Source organism: Bordetella sp. (assembly GCF_051960075.1).
GTDB lineage: Bacteria > Pseudomonadota > Gammaproteobacteria > Burkholderiales > Burkholderiaceae_B > Bordetella.
This window is the reverse complement of the sequence record NZ_JBQCER010000096.1, coordinates 1-14,196: the sequence shown is the minus strand read 5'-3', so window position 1 is coordinate 14,196 and position 14,196 is coordinate 1. Positions and strand designations below refer to the sequence as shown.

Here is a 14,196-nt window from a genome sequence, read left to right as displayed (position 1 = left end):
GGCCTGCAGACACGAAAGCGCACTGCGTCAGCGTTGCGACCGCTTGTTTCTCATTCACTTTTTTTGGTTCTTTCGGACTTTGTCAGGATAATCCCTTAATTGACAGCGCTGTCAATTAAGCTGATTCTCCTATCCGCACCGGTTTGTGAGACCGGCGCGGCGCGCGCTTCGCAAGGCGCGTCAAAAAAATAGAGCCCATGTGCCGCGCATGCCGCGGCGGGCCGCACAGTAGGAGACTGTCGATGGACAACGCAAGTCGGATCCCGTCCCGCACGCTGCATGCCCGTTTCGCCCGCAAGGCAGCGAGCGCCGCGATCGGCGCGCTGATCCTTGGCACGATGGGCGCATGCGCGCGTGCCGAGGGCATTACCACCAGCCCGTATCTGCTGGGCGATTGGGGCGGCTGGCGCACACGTCTGGCAAACGACGGGGTGTCGTTCAGCCTGGGCTACACCGGCGAACTGGCGCACAACTTCACCGGCGGCGACAAGCAGATAACGCGCTATGCCGACCAATGGGCGCTGGGTACGACGTTCGATCTGAACAAGCTGGTCGGCTGGAAGGGCGCCACGTTCCATACCGCCTTCACCGAACGCAATGGCCGCAACCTGGGCGCAGATGCCAATATCGGCAACAACATGCTGCTGCAGGAAGTCTATGGGCGCGGTCAGACCGTGCACCTGACCGATTTCTGGCTGGATCAGAAGCTGTTCGACGACAAGCTCTCGATCAAGCTGGGCCGCATGACCGTGGGCGAGGATTTCGCCAATTTCTCCTGCGACTTCCAGAATCTGACCTTCTGCGGATCGCAGCCGGGCAACCTGGTGGGCAGCTACTGGGTCAACTGGCCGACCAGCCAATGGGCGGCGCGCGTCAAGCTGACGACCTCGAAGGACACGTATGCACAGATCGGCGTCTATCAGGTCAACCCGAATTACGTGAGCGACGACTACGCGCGCACTTATGGCTGGACCTTGCAGAACCCCAGCGGCACCACCGGCGCCCTGATTCCGCTCGAGGGCGGCTGGACGCCCGAGGTGAACGGCCTGCCTGGGTCGTACAAGGCGGGCGTCTGGTACAACACGTCCAGCGGCAAGGATCTGTACTACGACGTCAACAATAACTCGCGCGCGCTGACGGGTCTGGCCGCGCTCAGCCACGGCGGTCAGTACGGCGCCTACGTCAACTTTCAACAGCAGGTCACGGGTGAACCCGGCGGACGCGGCGCGAGCCTGTTCCTGAACATCTCGCAAGCAGACCGGGCGACAGCGCAGACCGATCGGCAGATTGCGATGGGCGTGCAGTACAAGGGGCCCTTCAACCGACCCAACGACAGCATCGGCTTTGGCATCGGCGCGACGCACAACAACGGCCGGTATGCCGACTACGTCAACCAGCTCAACGCGCTCACGGGCTCGAATACGGTGGCCGGAGACGGCTACGAATACGCCAGCGAGGTGTATTACAGCTGGTCGCCCATCCCGTCGGTGTTCATGCGCCTGAACCTGCAGTATGTCGTGCATCCGGGCGGTACGTCGCTGAATCACAATGCCTTCGTGGTGGGCTTGAAGACCGGCATCACATTCTGATCGGGCCGAACCATGCCGTCCGCAACCCCGGATCGGCATGGACCCCATGCAAAAATAGGCCGTCCGCGAGAGGCCAAAATTCGAATCCTAGGAGACAACTCATGATTTCCCGCGCTTTCAAGTTCACCGTCACCGCGCTGGCCTGCGCCGCCGCGCTGTCCGCCGCGCCGGCCCACGCGAGCAAGACCAACCCCGTCATCGGCTTCTCGATCGACGATCTGCGCGTCGAGCGCTGGACGCACGATCGCGACTTCTTTGTCGAAGCCGCAAAGAAGCTGGGCGCCACCGTCGACGTGGAGTCGGCCAATGCCAACGAATCGCGCCAGATCTCGCAGATTCAGAACCTCATCGCGCAGGGCGTGGATGTGCTGGTGATCGTGCCCTTCAATTCCAAGGTGCTGGGCAACGTGATCGCCAGCGCCCATCGCGCGGGCATCAAGGTGGTGTCCTACGACCGCTTGATCCTGGACGCCGCGGTCGATGGCTATGTCTCGTTCGACAACGAGAAAGTCGGCGAAATGCAGGCTCAGGGCGTGGTGAATGCCGCACCCAAGGGCAACTACTTCCTGCTGGGCGGGGCGTCCACCGACAACAACGCGCGCCTGTTGCGCCAAGGGCAGATGAAGGTGCTGCAGCCCCTGATCGACAAGGGTGACATCAAGATCGTCGGCAAGCAGTGGACGCCGCAGTGGGAGCCCGAGAAGGCGCAGAGCATCATCGAGAACGCGCTGACCGCAAATAACAACAACATCCAGGGCATCGTTGCCTCCAACGACGGCACGGCCGGCGGCGCGATCCAGGCCCTGACGGAACAAAAGCTGGCCGGCAAGGTGGCGGTGTCGGGTCAGGATGCCGACCTGGCTGGCGTGCGCCGCGTGGTCGCCGGCACCCAGACCATGACGGTCTACAAGCCGCTGCGCGCCCTGGCCGGTTCGGCCGCCGAAATGGCCGTGGATCTGGTCAAGGGCGTCAAGCCGAAGTTCAATACCAAGATCGACAACGGCAAGGAAAAGGTCGATACGCTGTTGCTCAAGCCGATCCTGCTGACCAAAGACAACGCCGACGTCGTCGTCAAGGACGGTTTCTATACGCATCAGCAGGTCTTCGGCAAATAAGCGCAAGGGGAGTTCGATGAGCGGCAACGGCTACCTCCTGGAGATGCGCAATATCGTCAAGGCATTCTCCGGCGTGCGCGCGCTGGACGGTATCAACCTGGCGGTCCAGTCGGGCGAGTGCGTCGGTCTGTGCGGTGAAAACGGCGCGGGCAAGTCGACCCTGATGAAAGTGCTTTCGGGCGTTTATCCGTACGGCACATACGAGGGGGAAATACTCTGGGAAGGCCGGCCGCTGCGCGCGCATTCGGTGCGCGACAGCGAGCGCTGCGGCATCGTCATCATTCACCAGGAGCTGATGCTGGTGCAGCAGCTCTCGGTGGCGGAAAACGTTTTTCTCGGCAATGAAATCACGCTGAGCGGCGGGCGCATGGACTACGACGCCATGTACCGCGAGACCGAGAAGCTGCTGGCGCGCCTCAAGCTGACCGGCATCGATGTCACTGCGCCGGTCATGCATTACGGCAGCGGCCATCAGCAGCTGTTCGAGATTGCGCGCGCGCTGGCCAAGAACGCCAGGCTGCTGATTCTGGACGAGCCGACGTCGTCCCTGAGCGCCAAGGAAATCGCGGTGCTCCTGGACATCATCGACGACCTCAAGCGCAGCGGCGTGGCGTGCATCTACATTTCGCACAAGCTGGAAGAGGTCGCGCGCGTCTGCGACACGGTGGCGGTGATCCGCGACGGCGTGCAGGTAGGCACCCGAGCGGCGGCCCAGATGAGCGTGGACGACATCATCGCGCTGATGGTCGGGCGCCGCATGGAATCGCTCTTTCCGCGCATCGAGCATGATGTCGGCGATGTGGTGCTCGAGGCCCGCGGCGTGACTTGCTGGGATGCGACCAACCCCGGTCGCAAACGCGTGGACGACGTGTCGTTCAGCGTACGGCGCGGCGAGATACTCGGCATCGCCGGGTTGGTCGGAGCCGGACGCACCGAACTGGTGTCGGCCATATTCGGCGCCTATCCCGGCCGGTCCACGTTGTCGCTGATGCTGGAAGGCAAGCCGGTGATGCTCAAGAACCCCAATCGCGCCATTGCCAACGGCGTGTGCCTGGTGCCGGAAGACCGCAAGCGCCACGGCATCGTTCCGTTGATGGGTGTGGGCGACAACATAACCCTTGCCACGCTGCGCGCCTATGCGCGCGGCGGCGCCGTAGACCGCGACGCCGAACTGCGGACCGTGAAAGCGTCGATCCATCGGCTGCGTATCAAGGCGGCCAGTCCGGTGCTGGCCATCGCCGGCCTGTCGGGCGGCAACCAGCAGAAAGCGGTATTGACCAAGATGATTCTGGCCAAACCCAAGGTACTGATCCTCGACGAGCCCACGCGCGGCGTGGACGTGGGCGCCAAGTACGACATCTACCAACTCATCTTCGAACTCGCTGCCGCAGGCGTGGCCATCATCATGGTGTCCTCCGAACTGCCGGAGATCCTGGGCATGAGCGATCGCGTGCTCGTGATCGGCGAAGGCCAGGTGCGCGGCGATTTCATCAACCAGGGCCTGACCCAGGAAGACATCCTGGCCGCTGCGCTCAATACCCGACAGCAGCCTCGCGCTGCTTGAACCCCATGAACCAATTCCCTACCCAGGCCAATGGCCGAGCTGCCTCGGTTCCCGGCGGCGCGCGTGTGGACGTCCGGCAGATACAGCTGCTTTTCACGCGCTACAAGGTACTCGCCTTGTTGTTTGCGGTGGCGTTGATCTGGCTCTTCTTCTGGAGCCAGACCCACGGCACGTTTCTGACGCCGCGCAGTCTTTCCAATCTGTTCCTGCAGATGTCGGTGACGGGCATGCTGGCCTGCGGCATGGTGTTCGTCATCATTGCCGGCGAGATCGACCTGTCGGTCGGTTCCCTATTGGGGCTGCTGGGCGGCTTGGTCGCCATCCTGACCGTCAACCTGCACTGGCCGACCTGGCCCGCCGTCATCGTCGTGCTGATCGCGGGCACCCTGATCGGCATGCTCAACGGTTTCATCACGACGCGCATGCGCATCCCGTCGTTTATTGTCGGCCTGGGAGGCATGCTGGCTTTTCGCGGCGTGCTGCAATGGAGCACGGATGCCGTAACGATCGCGCCGGTTCCGGATGACCTGGTGTCGATCTCGCAAGGCTTCGTGCCGGTGGCGATGTCCTGGTGGTTGGCGGCGCTGGTCGTGGCGGGTTCGTGCTTTCTCACCGTGCGTCGCCGCCGCAATCGCGCGCGCATGTCCATGGCTTGCCCGCCCGTCTGGGTCGACGCGCTGCGCCTGGCCGCCATCGCGGCCGCCGTGGTCGGCTTCGTCGCCGAACTGAATCGCGCCAACGGCGTGCCGATTCCCGTGCTGATTCTCTTGATGCTGCTCGCGGTTTTTTCGTACATCGCCATGCGGACGGTATTCGGCCGTCATGTCTACGCCGTGGGCGGCAATCTGGAAGCCACGCGTCTTTCCGGCGTCAACGTGGATCGCGTCAAGCTGGCGGTGTTTGCGCTGATGGGACTGATGTGCGCCTTTGCCGGCATTGTCACGACCGCGCGTTCGGCAGCGGGCTCGCCGTCGGCCGGCGACGGCGGAGAGCTGGATGCGATCTCGGCTTGTTTCATCGGCGGCACGTCGATGCGCGGCGGTTCCGGCACGGTCTACGGCGCGCTGATCGGCGCTCTGGTGATGGCCAGCCTGGACAACGGCATGGAGCAGATGAACGTGGACACTTCGTGGCAGATGATCGTCAAGGGGCTCGTGCTGGTGCTGGCCGTCTGGGTCGACGTGCTGTCGGGTTCTAGCCGGAATTGAGCGGCAGGCCTGCGACGAAACCACGCCAGCGGCCGTTCGCAGGCGTGGGCGTTTTACGCCGAAGGCGTGCGGGTCGAGTCGCGGATGACGAGTTCGTATTCGAGTATCTCGCTTACCGGATGGCGCTTCAGGCCGGGGTGCTGGGGGCGCTGCACGGCGACGATCTGCTCGATCGCCGCATAGGCCATGGCCTGTATGGGTTGGCGCACCGTCGTCAGACTGGGCCAGACCTGGCGCGACAGAGGCGTATCGTCGTAGCCGACCACCGACAGCGCGCCGGGCACGTCCAGCCCCTGCGCATGCGCTGCATAAAGCACCCCGGCCGCCATGTCGTCGTTGCCGGCGAAGATCGCGGTAGGGCGGGGCGTGCGCGCCAGTAGCCGCCGCCCGCACTCGATGCCCGATTCGAAGGCGTGCGTGCCTTGCTCGATCAGGCTCTCGTCCACGGGCAAGCCGCTTTGCTGCATCGCCTCGCGGTAGCCGGCCAGACGATCATGCGCTGCGCCGTGATCGGGGTGGCCCGAGACGAAGCCGATCCGGCGGTGACCGAGTCCGATGAGGTGCAGGGTCATATCGCGCGCCGCGGAGCGGTCGTCCATGCTGACGGACATGCCGTGGCGCCGGCGGTCGATGGGAGACAGCCTGACGTAGTCGACGCCGGTTTCGTCCAGCGCTTGCGTCAATGCCGCGACGTCGCATACGGGCGGGGTCAGGATCATGCCGGCCAGGGCGCGCTGGCGCAGGCTCTGCACGATATGCGCGCTGAGATCGGACGCGCGGTAATCGCATGGCAGAAGCAACAGGCTGTAGTCGTAGATGCCGCAAGCTTCGAGTGCGCCGCGCTGCAGGTTGACGACGTAGTTGTCGCTGGGGTTGTCGTAGACCAGCGCGATGATGTTGGTGCGTTTGCTCGCCAGACCTCGCGCGGACGGGTTGGGCTGGTAGCCGAGCCTGGCCATCGATTCGGCGACTTTCTGGCGGGTTTTCTCGCTGACGTTGGGTTCGTGGTTGAGCACGCGCGAGACCGTCTTGATCGAAACGCCGGCATCCTCGGCGACATCGTCGACCGTGATGGATCCGTTGGTGATCCTGCTGTTTTTCATGAGACGGGTGAAAAAAGAGGGAACGGGAATTCTAAGGCCAAGACCGATGCAACGCTGTGCGTAGCCCTGATGTCGGATAAGAACAATCTCTGATTGACAGCGCTGTCAATTTTAGGGATTCTTGTATCCCTTCATTAAAAAGCCACAAGGAACACGGGGTGGGCAAACCTGATTTCGACATCGTGCTCTTCGGCGGCACCGGCGACCTGGCGCGGCGCAAATTGATGCCGGCGTTGTTCGCCGCGCACCGCGCGGGGCAATTGCATCCGGCCGCGCGCATCGTCGCCACGGGGAGTCGTCCTGCCAGCACGCAAGACTACGTCGCCTGGCTGGAGGAGGCCATGCGAGAGCATCGGCACGGCACGGCGCAAGATTGGACGGATTTTGCCCAGCGTATTGCCCATATGCAGGTGGATGCGCTCGACCCCACGCATTTCGACGCGCTGGGCGAACTGATCCAGGCGCGTTCGCCGCAGGTGGTGGTGTGCTATCTGGCTACCGCGCCGCATCTTTTCGTGCCGATCTGCGAGCAGCTGGGCCGCGTCGGCCTGAATCACCCGGGTGTGCGGGTCGTGCTGGAGAAACCCCTGGGCCACGATCTGGGTTCGTCCGAGTCGATCAACGACGCCGTCGCGCGTCATTTCGCCGAAGAGCAGATCTATCGCATCGACCATTATCTGGGCAAAGAGTCGGTGCAGAATCTCATGGCGATCCGTTTCGGCAATGCGCTGTTCGATCCGCTCTGGCGGCGCGAGTGGGTGCGTGAAGTGCAGATCACCATTGCCGAAGAGCTGGGCGTGGAAGGGCGCGGCGAATTCTACGACGGCACCGGCGCGCTGCGCGACATGGTGCAAAACCACCTGCTGCAGCTCGTGTGCATGGTGGCGATGGAGCCGCCGGCGAGTCTGGCCGAAGACGCCATCCGCGACGAAAAAATCAAGATTCTCAAGGCGCTCAAGCCCATTCTGCTGCAGGACGTGGCCGAGAAGACCGTGCGCGGGCAATATCACGCCGGTGCCATCCAGGGGCAGCCTGTGCCGGGCTATCGGCAGGAGCAGGGCATCGCAGCCGGCAGCGGCACCGAGACGTTTGTCGCCATCAAGGCCGAGATCGCCAACTGGCGCTGGGCCGGCGTTCCCTTTTATCTGCGAACCGGCAAGCGCATGCAGGCGCGCGTGGCCGAGATCGTGATTCATTTTCGCGACGTGCCGCATGCCATCTTCCCGCGTCCGCAAGGTCTGACTGCGCCGAACCGCCTGGTGATCCGGCTGCAGCCGCAAGAGAGCATACGCCTGCACTTCCTGGTCAAGCAGCCGGGCGACACGGTGGCATTGACGCAGACGTCGCTCGATCTGGATCTGGCCGCGTCGTCGACATCGCGTCGCGCCGGCGCCTACGAACGCTTGCTTCTGGACGTGATCCACGGCCGCCTGGGTCTGTTCGTGCGGCGCGACGAGCAGGTGCAGGCCTGGCATTGGGTCGATCCTATCCTGGCCGCGTGGCGCAACAGCCCCGTTGCGCCCAAAGCCTATACCGCAGGCACCTGGGGGCCGGCTGTCGCGTCGGCGCTGCTGTCGCGCGACGGGTCTTCCTGGCACGAAGAAATCTAGCTCATCTTCAACGACGCGAACGCGTTTGAATTTTCGTTTTCCTGAAATCCGAATTACGCTACTTCATGCCTTCCTACGGACTTTTCCCCCGCTTGCTCGCCGACGTCGGCGGTACCAACGTGCGCTTCGCATTGGAGCGCGAACCCATGCGGCTCGACCCGGTCGTCACGCTCAAAGTGGCCGATTTTCCCTCGCTTGAGGCGGCCGCGCGGCATTACCTGTCGGGCATCGGCGAGGCGCCGCGCCACGCGGCCATCGGGCTGGCCAACCCCGTCACGCGAGACACGGTCAAGCTGACCAATCACAGCTGGGCCTTTTCGCTGGAAGGCATGCGCCGCGCAATGGGCCTGGATACGCTTCTGGCGATCAACGATTTCACCGCGCTGGCGCTGGCGCTGCCTTATTTGCCGGCGCAGGGGCTGGAGCAGATCCGCCCGGGCCAGGCACAAGCGTCGACGCCCAGCGTGCTCATCGGTCCGGGCACGGGCTTGGGCGTGTCGGGATTGATTCCAGGCCACGCAAGCTCGCCCGCCGTTGCGTTGGCAGGAGAGGGAGGGCATATCGAAGTCATGCCCGAAACCGACGACGAGTGGGCAGCCTGGCGTGCCGCGCAGCGCGAATTCGGCCACGTCTCGGCCGAGCGTCTGTTGTCGGGCGCAGGCCTGACGCTGATTCACAGCGCCTTGGCCGCACCGACCGTGCCGTTGGCGCCCGAAGCGGTCACGGCCGGCGCGCTGGAGCGGGGCGATCCGCAGTGCCTGCGCAGCATGCGCGTGTTCTTCGGTTTGCTGGGGTCGGTGGCCGCCGACGTCACGCTGGTGCTGGGTGCGCGCGCCGGCGTCTACATCGGCGGCGGCATCGTGCCGCGTTTCATCGGCGCGCTGCGGGATTCGCCATTTTGCGAACGCTTTCTTGCCAAGGGCCGCATGCGCGCCTATCTGGACGCCGTGCCTATCTTCGTGGTCACGGCCGCGCATCCCGCTTTGCTGGGTTTGTCGGTGGCCTTGTCGCAGGCGGTGCCGGAGCCGCGCTGACCCCGCCGGCCCTGGCGCGATCTACTTGCGCAGGCGCTCGACCACCCGCCATCCCAGGAGCGCGATCAGCACGCATCCATAAATGACCGGCGCTTCGAAATTGTTCTTGCCGGCCCGCATCCACCAGAAGTGCAGGATGGCCAGCGCACCGATGACATAGATCGCGCGATGCAGGCGCTGCCAGTTGCGTCCCATTGCCCGCATCACTGCCTGAGGCGAGGTGATCGCGAGAAGGCAGAGCAGCACGAAGGCGGTGAAGCCCACCAGAATGAAAGGCCGTTGGCCCACGTCCTCGATCATCGAAGACGGGTCCCAGCCGCGATCCCACCAGGCCCAGGTCAGGAAGTGCATGAAGGCATAAAAAAACGTGAACAGACCGCACATGCGGCGCACGCGCACCAGGGCGGGCTGGTTGATCAGGCGGCGCAAAGGCGTGATGCCCAGCGTGACCAGCAGGCATACCAGCGTCCATGTGCCCGACGATCGCGTCAGGAATTCGACCGGGTTGACCGTCAGGCCATCGTGAAATCCCAGCCATATCCAGCGCAGAAAAGGCACCAGCCCGACCACGAATAGCCAGGGCTTGATGCGACCGACCGTTCGCACATCGAGCTTGCGGCGCACGGGAAGCGTTTGAGTCAATTCGACCATGTCAGTAATTGGCCTTCAAGTCCATGCCCGCATACATCGAAGCGACTTGCTCGCCGTAGCCGTTGAACATCAGCGTCTTGCGCTTGGGCGCGAAAAAGCCGCCAGAGTCGCCGATGCGGCGTTCGGTGGCCTGGCTCCAGCGCGGATGCGGCACGTTGGGGTTCACGTTGGCATAGAAGCCGTATTCGTTCGATGCCGCCTTGACCCAGGCCGTCGCGGGCTGTTTTTCGACCAGGCGGATCTTCACCAGCGATTTGCCCGATTTGAAGCCGTACTTCCAGGGCACGGCCACGCGCAGCGGCGCACCGTCCTGGTTGGGCAGCACTTTGCCATACAGGCCGAACACCAACATGGACAGCGGATGCATGGCTTCGTCCATGCGCAAGCCCTCGATATAAGGCCATTCGAGCACGTCCGAACTCACGCCCGGCATGGTTTCCTTTTGCACCGCGCTGACGAATTCGACGTATTTGGCGTTGCCGGTCGGCTCGACCTGCTTGAGCAGCGCCGACAGCGAGTAACCTACCCAGGGGATCACCATGGACCAGGCCTCGACGCAGCGCAGCCGGTAGACGCGATCTTCCATGGGGGCGAGCTTGAGCAGATCGTCGATGCCGAAGGTGCGCGGCTTGGCGACTTCGCCCTCGACGCTGACCGTCCAGGGACGGGTAATGAGCTTGCCCGCATATTCTGCCGGATCGGCCTTGTCCAGGCCGAACTCGTAGAAGTTGTTGTAATGCGTGATGTCTTTGTAGGACGTCTGCTGGTCCATCACTACGTACTTCGGGTTGGGAGTGCCGGGCAGTGGCGCCAGATCCGGCGCGTCGGCGGCAAGCGCATCGGGCACGCGCGCCAGCCCTAGCGCGGCGCTGCCCAGCGCTGCCTGCTTGAGCCAGCGGCGCCGCGACTGCCACACCGCCTCGGGCGTGATCTCGGAGGGAAGTGTGTCGGAAGGTCGGCGTATGAGCATGGCATTCCCCTTGGGTTGGGATTGGATCAGTGTGCGCTTTTGATAATTCGTCCGGTAGGAAAGAATGGTTACCAGCCGCGCAAATTAATTCCGGCGCCGATTACCACTGCAGCAGGCGCTTGCCCAGCAACGCGCCGATTCCCGTGGGGATGAGCACGCCGAGCAGGTACCAGAATCCGACGAACGGCGCCGCCAGTTCGGGACAGTGCAGACAATAGACCAGCGCGCCCGCAGCGCCCGAAAGCAGGCCCGCCGCCGCGCCGGCCAGCCGCAGCCGGGTGGGTGCCAGACCGCGCATGGCCCAGGTTGTTCCGGCGAATATGGGCACAGATAGCATAGCAATGAGCAAGGGGCATACGGCCCAGGTCTGACCGAAGAAGGCTTCAGTGCGTTGCGCGGCATCGCCCCGCGCCAGCGTGACTGCCGCGATAGCCCATACTGCCAGCACGGGAACGGCCAGGGTCAGGGGCGCGCGGCCCAGTCTCACGCCGGGGCGCGACAGGCGCCGCGTCACGACCAGGCCGACGGCGGCAAGAGCGAAGACGAACAGGACCTTCATCCAGAAATCCGGCAATTCGACGTACCGGTTCAAGGCGGGATTCAGGCCGAGCGTCCCCAGCATCAGCAATGCCGAGCAGGGCACGGTGACGGCCAGGGCCAGCGCAAAACGCCCGCCGCCGCGATCGGGTTGCACGGCGCCGGCATCGCGGGCAAGCATGGCGATAAGGTCGTCGGTCTTCATGATTGATTCCTGATTCTTGCTGCCAGGGCCTTCAGGCCGCGATGCACTCCCACTTTGACCGCCGATTCGGACATGCCCGTCATGCCGGCCGCCTCCGCCACGGAACGCCCCTCCAGCTTGACGTACACGATGGGCAGGCGTTGGCGTTCGGGCAGCAAGTCCAGCAACTTGGCCACATCGCGCCGCGCTTGCGTGGCCTGCTCGTCCGAGTCGCACAAGACTTCCATCGCGTCGTCGAGCGAGTCGGTCAGCATTTCCCGTCGGGAGCGCCGACGCAGCAGATCGACGAGCTTGAACTTGGCGATGGCGTGCACCCAGGCGGTCAAAGGCAGCGCCGCATCATAGGTATGGCGCTGGTTGTGGACCGCGATGAGGACTTCCTGCACAAGGTCTTCCACTTCGTCCGGCAAACCGCGCAAGCGGTTTCTCAAATAGGCGCGCAGGCGCTTGCCGAGCTCCGACAGAAAGGCATGGTAGGCCCCGTCGTTACCCGCAAGCCCGCGCGAGAAAAGATCTTTCAGTCTTTCCTCCGTGTTCGGCTGCGTCTGGCTACTTTCTCGCTGCGGCATCGATAAGTGCTTTATTGTTTATTCGTTGCAAGGGCGCCCCGGGTTACAGGCGCATGCATGGTCTTGCACTGCTTTTTTTTGATCCGGACTGTAACTGGCCTGAGCCCGAGATCGAACTAGATTGTACCGGCCGCGATTTCCCGTGGCCTTCACCCCGATAGGAGTCAAGCCATGAAGAAAGTTTCGATTTCCGGTGCGTTCGCGTGCCTGATGCTGCTGGGCCTGGTCAACGCCCAAGCCGCGGGCATGAGCCAGGACGACATGAAGAAACCCAGCATGGATGCCAAGAGCGATGCCATGTTGCACAAGGCCATGCGCAAGGAAGGCAAGACGGGCGGCATGATGCACAAGAGCGGCGCCATGCAGAAAGACATGCACGGGGCCATGGGTAAAGACGCCATGCAGAAATAAGGCGGCCGCTGAAGGCTACGTCTGCACCGGCGCGCTTGCCGTATTCAGTGTCCGCATGTCGGCATCGTCGAGTTCCAGCTGCACCGCCTGCGCAAAACTGGCTACCTGGGCCGTCGAGGTGGCGCTCGCCAAGGGCGCCGTAATGCTGGGCCGGGCCATCAGCCAGGCCAGCGCCACGGCTGCCTGGGCAACGTCGTGACGCTCGGCCACCTGGTCTAGCGCCGCCAGAATGGCCATGCCGCGCGGATTGAGGTATTTCGGTACGCTTCGGCTGCCGCGCACGCTTTTGGACAAATCGGCGCCCGAGCGATATTTGCCCGACAGGAAGCCCGAGGCCAGGCTGTAGTAAGGCACTACGCCCAGATGCTCGGCCAGGGCGATGGGTTCGAGCTCGGTTTCATAGGCCGTGCGGCTGTAGAGATTGTATTCGGGCTGCAGGATCTGATAGCGCGGCAAGCCGTTGGACTCGGCTATGCGCAAGGATTCGAGCGTGCGCTCGCCGCTGAAGTTGGACGCGCCGATGACGCGAACCTTGCCGGCCTGAATCAACTTCTGATAGGCGCCCAAGGTTTCTTCGATGGGGACCGCGGGGTCGTCTTCGTGCGAGAAATACACATCGACATAGTCCGTTTGAAGTCGCTTGAGCGAGTCTTCGACGGCGGACTGAATGTTGGCCGCCGACAGGCCGGGGCGCCTGGGGGCATACTTGGCGACCTTGGTGGCGATCACGACGCGCTCGCGCTTGCCGGTCCTGGCCAGCCATTTGCCGATAAGCGATTCGGACTCGCCTCCCTGGTTGCCGGGCACCCAGGACGAATAGACGTCGGCGGTATCGATGAAATTCAGACCCGAGTCGACGAACGCATCCAGCACCGAGAAGGTGGTGGCTTCGTCCGCGGTCCAGCCAAAGACGTTGCCGCCCAGCATCAACGGCGCGACCTGCAGGGACGATTGGCCTATTCTGCGCATGGCTTTTCCCATTTATGCGACCTCTCATTCGTAAAAGGAAATGGATCCGGCCAGCATACTCGCGCAAACGGCCTGCCGCCGGCCGAGAGGCAGGCCGCAGTTCAAACCCGGGCGAGCAGCCAGTCCTGCAATTCGGTCGTGCTGTGCACCACGACCGGCGGCGCGCAGGCCTGCAGCTCGTCGGATGGGTGTGCGCCGTAGGCCACGCCCACGCCGTGAACGCCGGCGCTGTTGGCCATCTGCAGATCGTGCGAGGTGTCGCCCACCATCGCGACTTGCTCGGGCGCCGTATCCAGTTCTTCCATGATCTGCAGCAGCATGGCGGGGTGGGGCTTGCTGAAGGTTTCGTCGGCAGTTCGGGTGGCGTGAAAGCGGTTGACCAGTCCCGTGGCGGCCAGTACGCGGTTCAGTCCCACGCGGCTCTTGCCGGTGGCCACGGCCAGTTTCACGCCGCGCGCGGACAGCGTCTCGAGCAGTTCGAGCGTGCCGTCGAAGAGTTTGATCTGGGGATCGCGCAGCAGGTAGTGCACGCGGTAGCGCTCCAGAAAGCGCGGCAGCAGCGCCGGCGTGAGCTGGGGCACGGCGCGAAGCAGCGCGCTGTCGAGCGACAGGCCGATGACCCAGCTGGCTTCGGAGGTCGAGGGTTCGGGCAGTTCGAGGT

At 63.7% G+C, this 14,196-nt stretch carries 14 protein-coding genes; 7 read left to right on the top strand and 7 right to left on the bottom strand.

From position 1 onward, the window contains the following. Positions 1-338: 338 nt before the first annotated feature. The 4 genes from ACTHJ1_RS16760 (at position 339) to ACTHJ1_RS16745 (ending at position 5,476) form a co-directional block, all read left to right on the top strand. The gene (locus ACTHJ1_RS16760) at positions 339-1,589 is read left to right on the top strand and encodes a carbohydrate porin (protein ID WP_440194805.1); all 1,251 of its coding nucleotides are present in this window, start codon (positions 339-341) and stop codon (positions 1,587-1,589) included. A gap of 101 nt (positions 1,590-1,690) precedes the next feature. Then, positions 1,691-2,704 carry a D-xylose ABC transporter substrate-binding protein gene (xylF, locus tag ACTHJ1_RS16755; RefSeq protein WP_440194694.1) on the top strand — a complete coding sequence of 338 codons (1,014 nt, stop codon included), beginning with the start codon at positions 1,691-1,693 and terminating at the stop codon, positions 2,702-2,704. 16 nt (positions 2,705-2,720) lie between these two features. Continuing rightward, positions 2,721-4,268, top strand: coding sequence for a xylose ABC transporter ATP-binding protein (locus ACTHJ1_RS16750; protein WP_440194692.1), 1,548 nt, complete (start codon positions 2,721-2,723; stop codon positions 4,266-4,268). A 5-nt stretch (positions 4,269-4,273) separates the two neighbouring features. Beyond that, positions 4,274-5,476 carry a sugar ABC transporter permease gene (locus ACTHJ1_RS16745; RefSeq protein ID WP_440194689.1) on the top strand — a complete coding sequence of 401 codons (1,203 nt, stop codon included), beginning with the start codon at positions 4,274-4,276 and terminating at the stop codon, positions 5,474-5,476. A 53-nt stretch (positions 5,477-5,529) separates the two neighbouring features. Here the strand turns inward: ACTHJ1_RS16745 and ACTHJ1_RS16740 are convergent, their stop codons facing one another. Beyond that, positions 5,530-6,579 carry a LacI family DNA-binding transcriptional regulator gene (locus ACTHJ1_RS16740; protein WP_440194685.1) on the bottom strand — a complete coding sequence of 350 codons (1,050 nt, stop codon included), beginning with the start codon at positions 6,577-6,579 and terminating at the stop codon, positions 5,530-5,532. A 224-nt stretch (positions 6,580-6,803) separates the two neighbouring features. On the opposite strand from ACTHJ1_RS16740, the gene zwf reads away from it, so the two are divergent. Beyond that, entirely contained in the window at positions 6,804-8,189 is a 1,386-nt protein-coding gene (gene zwf, locus ACTHJ1_RS16735; RefSeq protein WP_440194802.1) for a glucose-6-phosphate dehydrogenase, read from the top strand. Between the two features lie 65 nt (positions 8,190-8,254). Further along, positions 8,255-9,223 carry a glucokinase gene (gene glk, locus ACTHJ1_RS16730; RefSeq protein ID WP_440194682.1) on the top strand — a complete coding sequence of 323 codons (969 nt, stop codon included), beginning with the start codon at positions 8,255-8,257 and terminating at the stop codon, positions 9,221-9,223. Positions 9,224-9,244: 21 nt separating this feature from the next. On the opposite strand, the gene ACTHJ1_RS16725 is transcribed toward glk, so the two are convergent. The 4 genes from ACTHJ1_RS16725 to ACTHJ1_RS16710 all read right to left on the bottom strand — a co-directional run bounded on the left by ACTHJ1_RS16725 (position 9,245) and on the right by ACTHJ1_RS16710 (position 12,155). After that, positions 9,245-9,874, bottom strand: a complete 630-nt coding sequence (locus ACTHJ1_RS16725) for a sulfite oxidase heme-binding subunit YedZ (protein ID WP_440194679.1) — start codon at positions 9,872-9,874, stop codon at positions 9,245-9,247. Between the two features lies 1 nt (position 9,875). Beyond that, positions 9,876-10,844, bottom strand: coding sequence for a protein-methionine-sulfoxide reductase catalytic subunit MsrP (gene msrP / locus ACTHJ1_RS16720; RefSeq protein WP_440194677.1), 969 nt, complete (start codon positions 10,842-10,844; stop codon positions 9,876-9,878). 100 nt (positions 10,845-10,944) lie between these two features. Beyond that, entirely contained in the window at positions 10,945-11,586 is a 642-nt protein-coding gene (locus ACTHJ1_RS16715) for an NrsF family protein (RefSeq protein WP_440194674.1), read from the bottom strand. Next, positions 11,583-12,155, bottom strand: a complete 573-nt coding sequence (locus ACTHJ1_RS16710) for a sigma-70 family RNA polymerase sigma factor (protein WP_440194671.1) — start codon at positions 12,153-12,155, stop codon at positions 11,583-11,585. Before ACTHJ1_RS16710 ends, ACTHJ1_RS16715 begins: the two co-directional genes overlap by 4 nt. Positions 12,156-12,326: 171 nt before the next feature. On the opposite strand from ACTHJ1_RS16710, the gene ACTHJ1_RS16705 reads away from it, so the two are divergent. Beyond that, positions 12,327-12,566: a hypothetical protein gene (locus ACTHJ1_RS16705; protein ID WP_440194668.1), complete on the top strand. Its 240-nt coding sequence runs from the start codon at positions 12,327-12,329 to the stop codon at positions 12,564-12,566. Between the two features lie 15 nt (positions 12,567-12,581). Here ACTHJ1_RS16705 and ACTHJ1_RS16700 read toward each other — a convergent pair whose 3' ends face one another. After that, positions 12,582-13,535: an aldo/keto reductase gene (locus ACTHJ1_RS16700; RefSeq protein ID WP_440194666.1), complete on the bottom strand. Its 954-nt coding sequence runs from the start codon at positions 13,533-13,535 to the stop codon at positions 12,582-12,584. 101 nt (positions 13,536-13,636) lie between these two features. Beyond that, positions 13,637-14,196, bottom strand: a 560-nt coding sequence (locus ACTHJ1_RS16695) for an HAD-IIIA family hydrolase (protein WP_440194663.1), incomplete at its 5' end; no start/stop codon positions are given.

Coding starts and splice junctions, on each gene's coding strand:
- ACTHJ1_RS16760 (WP_440194805.1), top strand. CDS start 339: ATGGGCGCATGCGCGCGTGCCGAGGGCATTACCACCAGCCCGTATCTG.
- xylF (WP_440194694.1), top strand. CDS start 1,691: ATGATTTCCCGCGCTTTCAAGTTCACCGTCACCGCGCTGGCCTGCGCC.
- ACTHJ1_RS16750 (WP_440194692.1), top strand. CDS start 2,721: ATGAGCGGCAACGGCTACCTCCTGGAGATGCGCAATATCGTCAAGGCA.
- ACTHJ1_RS16745 (WP_440194689.1), top strand. CDS start 4,274: ATGAACCAATTCCCTACCCAGGCCAATGGCCGAGCTGCCTCGGTTCCC.
- ACTHJ1_RS16740 (WP_440194685.1), bottom strand. CDS start 6,579: ATGAAAAACAGCAGGATCACCAACGGATCCATCACGGTCGACGATGTC.
- zwf (WP_440194802.1), top strand. CDS start 6,804: ATGCCGGCGTTGTTCGCCGCGCACCGCGCGGGGCAATTGCATCCGGCC.
- glk (WP_440194682.1), top strand. CDS start 8,255: ATGCCTTCCTACGGACTTTTCCCCCGCTTGCTCGCCGACGTCGGCGGT.
- ACTHJ1_RS16725 (WP_440194679.1), bottom strand. CDS start 9,874: ATGGTCGAATTGACTCAAACGCTTCCCGTGCGCCGCAAGCTCGATGTG.
- msrP (WP_440194677.1), bottom strand. CDS start 10,844: ATGCTCATACGCCGACCTTCCGACACACTTCCCTCCGAGATCACGCCC.
- ACTHJ1_RS16715 (WP_440194674.1), bottom strand. CDS start 11,586: ATGAAGACCGACGACCTTATCGCCATGCTTGCCCGCGATGCCGGCGCC.
- ACTHJ1_RS16710 (WP_440194671.1), bottom strand. CDS start 12,155: ATGCCGCAGCGAGAAAGTAGCCAGACGCAGCCGAACACGGAGGAAAGA.
- ACTHJ1_RS16705 (WP_440194668.1), top strand. CDS start 12,327: ATGAAGAAAGTTTCGATTTCCGGTGCGTTCGCGTGCCTGATGCTGCTG.
- ACTHJ1_RS16700 (WP_440194666.1), bottom strand. CDS start 13,535: ATGCGCAGAATAGGCCAATCGTCCCTGCAGGTCGCGCCGTTGATGCTG.